Annotated in this window: 8 protein-coding genes; 6 read left to right on the top strand and 2 right to left on the bottom strand. The window is 70.3% G+C overall.

Annotation, left to right across the window (positions count from 1 at the left end; translation table 11 throughout):
• The first annotated feature begins 39 nt into the window (after window positions 1-39).
• Together HLK59_RS31170 and HLK59_RS31165 are read left to right on the top strand one after the other, a co-directional pair.
• Window positions 40-1,554, top strand: a complete 1,515-nt coding sequence (locus tag HLK59_RS31170; protein ID WP_171144901.1) for an aminobutyraldehyde dehydrogenase — start codon at window positions 40-42, stop codon at window positions 1,552-1,554.
• Window positions 1,555-1,807: 253 nt separating this feature from the next.
• Window positions 1,808-3,211: a cation:dicarboxylase symporter family transporter gene (locus tag HLK59_RS31165; RefSeq protein WP_171144903.1), complete on the top strand. Its 1,404-nt coding sequence runs from the start codon at window positions 1,808-1,810 to the stop codon at window positions 3,209-3,211.
• On the opposite strand, the gene HLK59_RS31160 is transcribed toward HLK59_RS31165, so the two are convergent.
• Entirely contained in the window at window positions 3,198-3,440 is a 243-nt protein-coding gene (locus HLK59_RS31160; RefSeq protein WP_171144900.1) for a hypothetical protein, read from the bottom strand. The genes HLK59_RS31165 and HLK59_RS31160 overlap by 14 nt on opposite strands.
• 364 nt (window positions 3,441-3,804) lie before the next feature.
• Between HLK59_RS31160 and HLK59_RS52475 the strand changes: the two genes are divergently transcribed.
• The 4 genes from HLK59_RS52475 (at window position 3,805) to HLK59_RS31140 (ending at window position 7,752) form a co-directional block, all read left to right on the top strand.
• The gene (locus HLK59_RS52475) at window positions 3,805-5,322 is read left to right on the top strand and encodes an alpha-L-arabinofuranosidase C-terminal domain-containing protein (protein WP_171144899.1); all 1,518 of its coding nucleotides are present in this window, start codon (window positions 3,805-3,807) and stop codon (window positions 5,320-5,322) included.
• Window positions 5,323-5,688: 366 nt separating this feature from the next.
• The gene (locus HLK59_RS31150) at window positions 5,689-6,690 is read left to right on the top strand and encodes a LacI family DNA-binding transcriptional regulator (protein ID WP_171144898.1); all 1,002 of its coding nucleotides are present in this window, start codon (window positions 5,689-5,691) and stop codon (window positions 6,688-6,690) included.
• 442 nt (window positions 6,691-7,132) lie between these two features.
• On the top strand, window positions 7,133-7,372 hold the full coding sequence (locus HLK59_RS31145; protein ID WP_171144897.1) for a hypothetical protein: 240 nt from the start codon (window positions 7,133-7,135) through the stop codon (window positions 7,370-7,372).
• Complete coding sequence (locus HLK59_RS31140) at window positions 7,372-7,752, top strand: toxin Doc (RefSeq protein ID WP_171144896.1); 381 nt, start codon at window positions 7,372-7,374, stop codon at window positions 7,750-7,752. Before HLK59_RS31145 ends, HLK59_RS31140 begins: the two co-directional genes overlap by 1 nt.
• 25 nt (window positions 7,753-7,777) lie before the next feature.
• Here the strand turns inward: HLK59_RS31140 and HLK59_RS31135 are convergent, their stop codons facing one another.
• Complete coding sequence (locus tag HLK59_RS31135; RefSeq protein WP_171144895.1) at window positions 7,778-10,984, bottom strand: family 78 glycoside hydrolase catalytic domain; 3,207 nt, start codon at window positions 10,982-10,984, stop codon at window positions 7,778-7,780.
• Between the last annotated feature and the right edge of the window lie 208 nt (window positions 10,985-11,192).

Raw genomic sequence — 11,192 nt, 5'->3', positions numbered from 1 at the left:
CGGCTGTCCCACCCCAGCACACTCAAGGAGCCACCGATCATGACCACTACCGCCGGTCCGACGACGACGCCCACGGTGCGACGGGCAGCAGACGCACCCTCCCTGATCACCGAGGCCGACCTCCCCCCGGCCCGCCACTTCATCGACGGGACCTTCCTCGACGGTTCCACCGACCGCGTCATCGACGTGGTCGACCCGAGCACGGAGAGCGTCATCGCCCGGATTCCCGAGGCGGCCCCCGAGGACGTCGACCGAGCGGTCGCCGCCGCGGTCGCGGCCAAGGGCGAGTGGGCGCGCCGGGTTCCCAAGGACCGCTCGGAGGTGCTGCACGCCATCGCCGACCGGGTGGCCGAGCACACCGACCTCCTCGTCAGGCTGGAGTCGGCCAACACCGGTAAGCCGCTCGCCGTGTCACGGGACGACGTCGCCATGACCGTCGACACCTTCCGCTTCATGGCCGGCGCGGTGCGCGCGACCACGTCCCTGGCCGCCGGTGACTACGCCGAGAACCATCTCTCGGTCATCCTGCGCGAACCGCTCGGTGTGATCGGTGTGATCACTCCGTGGAACTACCCGCTGCTCATGGCGGCCTGGAAGATCGCGCCCGTTCTCGCCGCCGGCAACACCCTGGTCCTCAAGCCGTCCGAGCAGACCCCGCTGACCACCCTGAAGTTCGCCGAACTCGTGGCCGACCTGCTGCCGCCCGGTGTGCTGAACGTGGTGAACGGTCACGGCGCGGTCGCCGGCGCCCGGCTCGCCGAGCACCCGGACGTGGACATGATCGCGTTGACCGGCTCGGTCTCCAGCGGTCGTGCCGTCGCCCGGGCCGCCGCCGACACCCTCAAGCGGGTGCACCTCGAACTGGGCGGCAAGGCGCCGGTCGTGGTCTTCCCGGACGCCGATCTCACGGCCGCCGCCTCCGCACTGCGCACCGCCGGCTTCTGGAACTCGGGCCAGGAGTGCGGGGCCGCCTGCCGCGTACTCGTGCACGAATCGGTCGCCGAGAAGTTCGTCGAGCAACTGGTCGGCGAGGTCGGTTCCCTGGTGGTCGGTGTGCCGGTCTCCGGCGAGGACGTCGAGGTCGGGCCGATGGTCTCGAAGGCACACTTCGACCGTGTCACGGGGTACTTGGAGCGCGCCAAGGAAGAGGGCGTGCGAGTGGCGACAGGGGGAGGGGCCCTCGACGGGCCGGGGTACTTCGTGGCACCGACCGTGCTGGTCGACGTCCCCGAAGGAGCCGAGGCGGCGCGCGAGGAGATCTTCGGCCCGGTGATCACGGTCGAGACCTTCGCCGACGAGGAGGAAGCGGTGCGGCGGGCCAACGACGTCCCGCTCGGCCTGTCGGCATCGGTGTGGACCGAGAACGCCCGCCGCAGCCATGACATCGCGGCGCGACTGGACTTCGGAACCGTCTGGGTCAACTCCCATCTCGTGCTGGCCGGCGAAGTCCCGTGGGGCGGGTTCAAGGGGTCGGGCTACGGCCGGGACCTGTCGATCTACGCGCTGGACGACTACTCACGCACCAAGCACGTCATGCACAACCACGAGCGCTGATCCCGCTCTTGCGGCCGTGCCGACCGGGGGACCGGGACGGGGGTCCCCCCGGCACGGCGTGCCATATCCGAGGCCTGGCCCGGCCTGGCCCGGCCTGGCCCGGTCTGGCCTGGACCTTCGGGCTTGGATGAACATCCAATATTTCCCCGGTGAAGGGTCGTGGACTTCTGCGGAATCGCGAGTTGAAGCATAGTGGCGGGCGCACTACGGAAATAGAATTCCGCTCAGCGGAATTCTGGATCGGAGGATGTCCGTGCCGCTGTCCGTCCCGTCCCTGTCGCGACGCGCCGCACGTCTACTGCGCACCTCGTTGTTCACGCAGGTCGCCTGCGCCCTGGTACTCGGAGTCCTCGTCGGAAAGGTGTGGCCGGACGTAGGAACCGCCGTCCAGCCACTCGGCGACGGCTTCGTACGGCTCATCAAGGCGGTCATCGCACCGCTGGTGTTCTGCGTGGTCGTCACCGGCATAGCCAAGGCCGGCAATCTGCGCGCCTTCGGCCGCATCGGCCTCAAGGCCCTCATCTGGTTCGAGGTGGCGACCACCTTCGCACTGCTCATCGGCCTGCTCGCGGGCAATCTCGTCCAACCCGGCGCGGGCATGAACGTGGACCCGTCCACGCTGGACGCCTCCGCCGTCGACGAGAAGACCGGCGGCGGCTCCCTGCCGTCCACCAGCGAGTTCATCCTGCACGCCCTGCCCGAGAGCGCGGTGGGCGCGTTCGCCGAGAACTCACTCCTGCAAGTGCTGGTGCTGGCCTGCCTGGTGGGTACGGCCCTGCTGCACCTGGGCCACACCAAGGTGCCCGCGGTCCTCCCGGCCGTCGAGCAGGTGCAGGAGATCGTCTTCGCGATCGTCGGCTTCATCATGAAACTCGCACCGCTCGCGGTCTTCGGCGCCACCGCCCATCTGGTGGGCCAGTACGGGCTGGGCGTGATGTCCACCTACGGCAAGCTCATCGGCGTCTGCTACGCCGTCGCCCTGCTGTTCCTGCTGCTGCTCGCGGTGGCGTTGAAGGCGTTCACCGGGCTGAGCCTGTGGAAGTTCGTCCGCTACACCCGCGAAGAGATGGTGCTCGCCCTCGGGACCGCCTCCAGCGAGACCGTGATGCCGAGGATGATGCAGAAGCTGCGTCACGCGGGCTGCCGAGACGATGCCGTGGGCCTCGTGGTGCCCACCGGCTACTCCTTCAACCTCGACGGTGCCTCGATCTATCTGTCCATCGCGACGCTCTTCATCGCGCAGGCGGTCGGCGTCGACCTGACCCTGGGCCAGCAGGTGACGGTCGTGCTGATGCTCATGCTCACCAGCAAGGGCATGGCCGGCGTGCCGGGTTCGGCGTTCCTCGCCCTCTCGGCGACCGCTTCCGCGCTCGGTGTCATCCCCGCCGGTGCCGTCGCCCTGCTGCTGGGCGTGGACCGCATCATGGACTCGATGCGCGTGGCCACCAACCTCCTCGGCAACTGTGTGGCAGCGTTCGCGGTCTCCCGCTGGGAGGGCGCCCTGGACACGGAGCGCGCGAAGAAGGTGCTGGACGGGGAAGTCGTCTTCGTGCCGGAAGCGGATGAAGCGACCCCATCGGCCGACACCCCCGTCCCGTCCCAGCCCGCGGGCGCGACGGGATCGGCCGATCTCGGGCGCCCGGTCAGCGCGGACTGAGACGCGGCCGCCTCCGCTCGACCGAGCTTTCTGCCGAAGGCACACGGTCGAGCGGAGGCCTCGGCGCGTCGGTGCCGGGCACGGAGAGGTACATCACGGAGCCGGGTGCTTCGAGGTGGGCGAAGCCGTAGCAGGCCCAGGCCGGGGCCAGGGTGATCAGACCTGCGTAGAGCGAGGAGGGGGAGGAGGCGAAGAGGCGCGGGCGGCGGCGGTGGCGGTGGTCGGCCACAGGGCCGTTCCAGGCCGTGCGAGGTGACACCGACCGCACGCATGGGTGTGCCGCACAGTGCCGGTCGGCTCTCCAGCGGTGCGGCGTAACGCCCCGAAACGCCTGCCTGCCAAAACCGGTTGGGGAGACTTCGGCGAAGTCAGGGCTGGCGGCCGGACGGTGTCAAGAGGTCGGAACAGCCCTGAAAAGGCAGCGGTATCGGCCATGGGACTCGGCGGGACGACTTTGCCGCAGCCCTCTTGACGCCTTCGCCGGTGCGGTGGCACGTTCTTGTATCGCTACATATTTGTATCGCTACAAGAAACCGGTTGTTCAACGCCCCGCACCCCTTCACACACCACTACACCGAAGCAGGAGTACGTCCGTGCCCAACGCCACCGCGGTCATCAACCTCGACATCGAGGGCCCGACGATCAGCCGCCATCTCTACGGCCACTTCGCCGAGCACCTCGGCCGTTGCGTCTACGGCGGCTTCTGGGTCGGGGAGGACTCGCCGATACCCAACGAAGGAGGCATCCGGCTCGACGTCGTCGAGGCCCTGCGCGCCCTGGACATCCCCAACCTGCGCTGGCCCGGCGGCTGTTTCGCCGACGAGTACCACTGGAAGGACGGCATCGGCCCGCGCGAACAGCGCCCCCGGATGGTCAACACGCACTGGGGGAACGTGGAGGAGAACAACCACTTCGGCACCCACGAGTTCATGGCCCTGTGTGAACTCCTCGGCGCCGAGGCCTACATCAGCGGCAACGTCGGCTCCGGAACCGTCCAGGAGATGAGCGAGTGGGTCGAGTACCTCACCCGTGACGGCGACAGCCCCATGGTGCGGCTGCGCAAGGCCAACGGCCGTGAGGAGCCCTGGCGGGTGAAGTTCTGGGGCATCGGCAACGAGACCTGGGGCTGCGGCGGCAACATGCGCGCCGAGTACTCCGCCGACCTGGCCCGCCAGTACGCCACCTACTGCCGCGACCACGGCGACAACAAGCTCTACCGCATCGCCTCGGGCGCCTCCGACGACGACTACAAGTGGACCGAGACGCTGATGCAGCAGATCAGCTGCTTCGGCTGCGAGGCCACCCCGAAGAACTTCTTCCAGGGCCTGTCCGTGCACCACTACACGGTCGTCGGCCCCTGGGAGGCCAAGGGCAGCGCCACCGACTTCGACACCGCCGACTACTACCGCACGATGGCCGCGGCCCGCCGGATCGACCGCATCCTGAGCGGCCACTCCACGGTCATGGACATCTACGACCCCGGCCGCACGGTCGGCCTCGTCCTCGACGAGTGGGGCACCTGGTGGGACGTCGAACCCGGCACCAACCCCGGATTCCTGTTCCAGCAGAACACCCTGCGCGACGCCCTCGTCGCCTCCACCCACTTCGACATCTTCCACAAGCACGCCGCCCGCCTGTACATGGCGAACATCGCCCAGACCGTCAACGTCCTCCAGGCGATGATCCTCACCGACGGCGACGCGCTGGTCCTGACCCCGACCTACCACGTGTTCGAGATGAACAAGGGCCACCAGGACGCCACTTCGCTCGCCGTGCACCTCAACGCGGCAGCTGCCGTGCGGCAGGTGGGCGACACCGAGGTCGACACACTGTCGGTCTCCGCCAGCGTCAAGGACGGGCTGGTCCTCGTCTCCCTGTCCAACCTGGACGCCGACGAGCCGGCCGAGGTGACACTGGACCTGCGCGGCGGGACCCTCGGCACACCGGTCGCCCGCCTGCTGACAGCCGACAAGCTCCAGGCGCACAACACCCCGCAGGACCTCACGGCCGTCGCGCCTCGCCCGTTCGACGGCCTGAGCGCCACCGACCGCGGCCTGACCCTGACCCTGCCGCCGCACTCCTTCCTCACCCTCCAGGCTCCGCTGGTCTGACCCGACGTCACCCGGCCCAGTCCGGCCGTCCCGCGGGGCGGGGTATCCCACGGGGGTATCTCCCCCGCCCCGCGGTCGAACCGCCCGTCTGGCGCCCCCTCATCCTCATCCGCCTCCGCACCTGCAAGAAGTCAGCCATGTCCTCCTCCTGCCGCGCCGCACCGCCCTCCAGGCAGCCGGCGCCACCAGCCGCTTCGAGCGGGCCGCGGCAACTCCCGTCGACACCAGGCGGACCGGAACGCCCTGCCCCGTCCCGCCGCACTCCTTCACCGTGCTGCGCACCCGTGCGGGACGCACGCCGGGCACGGGCGAGGACGCGGGGCATAGCATGCGGAAGGGTTCCGAGAACGCGGACGAGGGGTGAGCGTGGCGACGATCCAGGACGTGGCGAAGGCGGCCGGAGTCTCGCCGATGACCGTGTCGAACGTCATCAACGACCACCCGAACGTCCGCCCCTCCACGCGCGAGAAGGTCCTGGAGGCCATGTCCCGGCTCGACTACCGGGTCAACGTCGCCGCCCGCAATCTGCGCAAGGGGCGTACCGGGGTCATCGGGCTCGCCGTCCCCGAGGTGGACAGCGCCTACTACGGGCGGCTGGCGGCCACCATCATCGCCGCGGCCGAGCGGCGCGGCCTGAGAGTGAGCATCGAGCAGACCGCCTCCCGGGAGAACGAGCTGGACGCCCTCTCCCTCTCCCGCAACCGGCTCTACGACGGGCTCATCCTCAGCGCCGCGGGCATGGGACAGGCCGACGCGGAGCGGCTGCGGGTGGAACACCCGGTGGTCATCCTCGGCGACCGGATCTTCGGCGGCCCCGTGGACCACGTCGCCATGCCCAACTTCGACGCCTCCCGGGCGGCCACCCGGCACCTGATCGAGCGGGGCTGCCGGCGCATCGCGCTGCTGTGCGGGGCCGTGGAGGAGATCGACACCTCCAGTCTGCGGCTCGCGGGCTACCGGCAGGCCCTGGCGGACGCGGGCTTGCCGGCGGACCCCGCACTCGTGCGGCAGGTGGACAGGTTCGGCATGCGTGACGGTGCCGAGTGGGCCCGGGTGACGACGGCGGACGGGCTCGACTTCGACGGGGTGTTCTGCGTGACCGACTCCCTGGCCATGGGAGTGCTGCGGGGCCTGGCCGACACCGGCGTCCGGGTGCCCGGCCAGGTCAAGGTCATCGGCTTCGACAACGTCACGGAGAGCGAGTACCTGATCCCCTCCCTGTCCACCGTCGACCCGGACCACGAGGGCATGGCCGAGCGCGCGGTCGACCTGCTGGTCAGGCGCATCGAAGGAAGCGAGCCCCCGACCCGGCACCAGGACGTCACGGGCGGCTTCTCGCTGGTCGTCCGGGAGTCCACGGGCGGCTGACCCCACCGCCACGATGCGTTGAGCGGAGCCGGGCCTGACGACGACCTGTCCGACGCCATGACCGAAGGAGACCCTGTGATCCCCGTGGCCGGTGCCCCGCTCTCCCGGGACCCGCTACACGACGGAGCCGCCGACCCCGTGACGGTCTTCAACCGCAGGGCCGGCGAGTGGTGGCTCGTCTGCACCAATCGCCGCACCACCGCCCCCGGCCCCGGTGTCTCCTGGGTCCACGGCACGGACCTGGGCGTGGTCGCCGTCGGCGGACGGCAGCCGCATCTGGACTGGACCTACCGGGGAACCCTTGGCGGCCTGGACACGGAAGGGGGCCGCAACACCTTCTGGGCGCCGGAGGTCATCTGGCACGACGGGCTCTACCACCTGTACGTCCTCCTGTGCGCCGACCCCCTCGCGCGGCTGGCACCTACTAGGTACCATCGGGTGTATGCCATCCCTGAACGTGTCGTTCACCGACGAGGAACTCGAAGGCGTGCGTGCGGCGGCGGCCGCCGACGGCAAGAGCCTCAAGCAGTATCTGCACGATCTCGGTGTCCGGGAGATGCAGCGCAGGCAGTTCATCACGGGGGCGAGCCACTGGGCCGACCGGCTGCGCGGGGAGTTCGACGACGCCTTCCCCGACGAAGTGCCCCCCGCCGAGCGCCCGGGCGGAGCCACGGCCGCCTGATGCACCTGCACATCGACGTCTCCTGGCTCCTCGACGTCCAGGAGACCGCCCTGGGCAACGGCGAGGACATGTCCGTCGCGGACTATTCCGCGCTGGTCGCCGCGGTAGCCCGGCACAAGACCAAGCTGCCCACACTTCACGCCGCCGACCCGGACGCCGCATGGCGTGCCGCGGCGCTCATGCACACCATCGTCCGCCTTGAGCCGCTCCCTTACCGCAACGGCCTGTACGCCGCGTTCGTCACCGCCCAGTACATGAGCCAGTCCGGCGAGGGCATCGACCCGCCGTACGGTGCCCTGTCCGATCTGGTGCGCAAGATCCGCGACACCCGACTGCGTGTCCCCGAGGTCGCGGACCAACTGCGCTCCTGGAAGATCTGACGGGGAGCACACCGTGTTCTCCGCGTCAGGAACGGGCCCGCTCGACCTTCGTCGTGCCGGAGCCAACGGGCCCGATCCGCAGCACGGTGCCGGTGAGGTCGGCGACAGGCGTCACCGCCACGCGTCCTCGTCCGCCGGGTGACTTCGCCGAGACCCGGTAGTCCGCCGGATCGGCGTCGCCGATCTCCACCTCCAGTACCGCGCGGGAGTTGGGCGGCACCGTCACCCGTGTCGTATGGGCATCGGCCGACCGGTGCACGGCGACCTCTACCGGACCGCGCACCGACGGCACCCTCCCCGCCACATCGGTCAGGGCGCCGGTCCTGGGCCGGATCAGGAACTCCTCCGCGCCGGGGACGGTGACCCGGACGCCGAGCACATACCGGGGGATCACGTTGGCCGGAGCCGAGGCCCAGGCGTGGGAGAGCGTCATGTTGGACTTCAGCGCGGGATCCCAGGCCTCGGTGACGATGGTGGCCTTCAGGTCGTCGAGCATGTGCAGCCACGAGTTGGTCGCCGTGGAGGTGAGCAGGGAGAGCGCGGCGTCGGCGCGGCCGAGCCGGAAGAGGGCGTCGAGAAGGAACTGCGCCCCGTACACGCTCACGCGCATGCCGCCCGCCGCGAGGGTGTCCCCGAGCCGGGCCCGCACCTCGTCGTCGAGCGTGTCCGCGACGCCGAGCGCGACCGGGAAGGCGGTGGCGTGCTGGGCGCTGTGCGTGGTGCCCTCGCCGTCGAGGAACCGTCCGGCCCCGCTGTCGAGCAGGGTGGCACGCATGGCCGTGGCGAGGGTGTCGGCGCGTGAGCGCAGGGCCTTGGCGTCGTCGTCCTTGCCGAGCACCGCGGCGCAGCGGGCGAGGGCGTCGAACGCCGCGTACTGGAAGGCGTTGACGACGGTGTTGACGTTGGTGAAGACGTATCCGTCGCGGCTGGCGGTCGGCCAGTCGACGAGGTCGCCCAGGTCCTGGCTGCTGCTGCCGGGCGCCTTGCGGACCAGGCCCTGGGAGTCCAGGTGGGCGGTGAGGTTCTTCGCGGCGAGCAGGTCGTAGTCCTTGGCGAGCTGCCGGTCGTCGCCGGTGGCGAGGTAGTCCTCCCAGGCGGACAGCGCGCACATCAGCCGGTACTCGGTGGGCCAGGTGCCCTTGCGCGCCAGGTAGTCGTTGGACCAGCGGGCCAGCGCGTAGGAACGCTGGACGCCGTACTCGGAGAGCTGGTTGATCAGTGCGTCGCCCTCGTAGGGGCCGCGTTCCCGGGTCGGGGTGTCGGTGTAGAGGTCGCCGCGGGTGGCCTCGATGGAGTACCGGCACAGCTCCCAGACCCGGTCGAGACCGGGGTCGGAGCTGCGGAAGGAGGCGTCGGTGTCGTCCCAGTCGAGCCGCCAGGCCCGCCCGGTGACGACGGCCGCGGAAAGGTCGAGCGTCGTGCGCAGTTCGGCCCAGCGGAAGCCACGGTAACCCCAGTGCTCGAAGCTCTGCTTCCCGTCGCGCAGCGTCCACACCTCGCGGTAGGTGTTGGTGGCGCGCAGTTGGTACCTGACGGTGCCGTCGGAGTTCAACTCCTCGCCGAGGCGCACCTCGACGGTGTCGCCCGCGCTCCCGGTGACCTCCAGGGACAGCCCGCCGACGATCTCCCGGCCGAGGTCCACCAGCCAGCGGCCGTCGGCGGTCTTCGTGACCGAGGCGGGGGCGACGTCGTGCAGTCGCGGCGACTCGATCGGGGCCGGGACGAGTCCGCTGATCGCGGTGCGGACGACGGGAGTGTGCCAGCCGTCGTCGTCGAACCCGGGCCGGGTCCAGCCGACGGGCTCCTGACGCAGGTCCCAGTACTCCTGCGGGACGGTGAAGTAGCCGCTGCCCGCACTGCCCTTCGCGGGCAGCAACCCGGCCTGGCGGCGCGCCTTCCAGTGGTCTCCCGAGGCGACGGTGGTCCGGCTGCCGTCGGTGTACGTGATCTCCAGCTGGGCCAGGAACTTCTGCTGCGAGGTGGTCCAGCACAGCGCGGCGAGCGCGTTCGGCCCGCCGTCGGCCCGCAGGGTCGAGGTGACGTCGAACGCCTGGTACGCGGTCCCGGTGCCGGAGCGCACGGAGGCGTGCCCGACGACTCTGCCGTTGCTCCACACCTTGGCCGCGTACTGCCGGGCCGGATCGGGTGAGCCGGCGGCCACATAGAGGATGCCGGCGGCTATCTCCTTGCCCGCGGCCGTGGCGTACTCGTGGCGCAGCAGCGCCCAGGTGTCGTCGGCCCCGTAGGAGGAGAGCGAGGAGGCGCCGGTGGGGAAGGTGAGCGTGCCGCCGGAGACCGTGCCCGTCGAGAAGGTGCCCTTGTCGGAGGTGAAGTCGTCGTCGAGGAGGACGGTCCCGTCGGCGGCGGTGAAGGTGACGCGGTCGTACACCTGCGACTCGGTGAGGCCGTTGCGCAGGCCGATGTTGCCGGAGGCGTAGCGGGTGTCGGTGGTGGTGTCGACCACGGTGCCGTTGACGCTGGTGGTGAAGGTGGCGCCGGTCATGGTGACGGAGAGGTCCAGCCACTCCCCGGTGACGACGGCGGAGGGCAGTCGGACCTCACCGAGGACGCTGTAGGTGCCGTTCACGCAGACGTGCTTGCGCAGGATGCCGGGACTGCCGGCGCGCAGTTGCCACATGTAGTTGTTGGCGGTGCTCGCGGCTCGGAACCACACTCCGGCGGCCACGGTGGTGATCCTCAGCCGGGCGGCGAAGGTGCCGTCCGTCATGACCGGTCCGGACGGCACCCAGATCGGCTCGGCCTCCCACTCGTCCTCGACCGAGGTGGCGAGCAGGGCGGGCTCCGACCAGGCCGACCGCTTCTCGCCCCAGCTGGCGACCCGCCACCAGTAGGCGGTACGAGGCTGGAGCGCCGCGCCCTCGTACGGGACGGCGGTGGAGTCGGCGGACCTGCGCCTGCCCGAGTCCCAGAGGAGCCGCTCGTCCTCGAAGCCGCCCGGAGTGGCGGCCAGTTGCAGCTGATAGGCGTGCTGGAGGGTGCCGGCGCCGAAGTCGGGCACCTGCCAGCTGAACCGGGGGCGCTGCCCGGCGCTCGTCGCGAGCGCCTGCGGGAGCAGATCGGCCAGCGTCCCGGTCGGCGCGGGCGGCTTGCCGTGGGCCGGGATGCCGCCCGGGCCGTCGGCCGCGAGTGCCCGGGGCCCGCTCAGGACGACCGAGGCGGCCGTGGCACCACCGAGTTGGAGAAGTCTTCGACGCGACAGGTCCCAGGACATGGTGCACCCTCGGCTCGTGAAAGGTTTCAATGCGATTGCCCGGAGGTTAGGGTTCCGTGGCGTGGTGGTCAATGGCTATGCCGAGAATGGGCTCGTACCGTGTGTGAATCGATTTAGGTCTGACGGTCGAGGAACACGACAGGACGGTCCCTGTCCGGGCGCGGCCTCGGCCATTCGGCCGATCCGGCCGTGTCGTCGGGAGGCTAGG

Origin of the sequence: Streptomyces sp. S3(2020), assembly GCF_013044505.1 — a bacterium.
GTDB lineage: Bacteria > Actinomycetota > Actinomycetes > Streptomycetales > Streptomycetaceae > Streptomyces.
This window is presented reverse-complemented; position numbering and strand designations above follow the sequence as displayed.

Bases quoted from the DNA above. Each gene is read 5' to 3' on its own strand.
- HLK59_RS31170 (WP_171144901.1), top strand. From the start codon at position 40: ATGACCACTACCGCCGGTCCGACGACGACGCCCACGGTGCGACGGGCA.
- HLK59_RS31145 (WP_171144897.1), top strand. From the start codon at position 7,133: ATGCCATCCCTGAACGTGTCGTTCACCGACGAGGAACTCGAAGGCGTG.
- HLK59_RS31140 (WP_171144896.1), top strand. From the start codon at position 7,372: ATGCACCTGCACATCGACGTCTCCTGGCTCCTCGACGTCCAGGAGACC.
- HLK59_RS31135 (WP_171144895.1), bottom strand. From the start codon at position 10,984: ATGTCCTGGGACCTGTCGCGTCGAAGACTTCTCCAACTCGGTGGTGCC.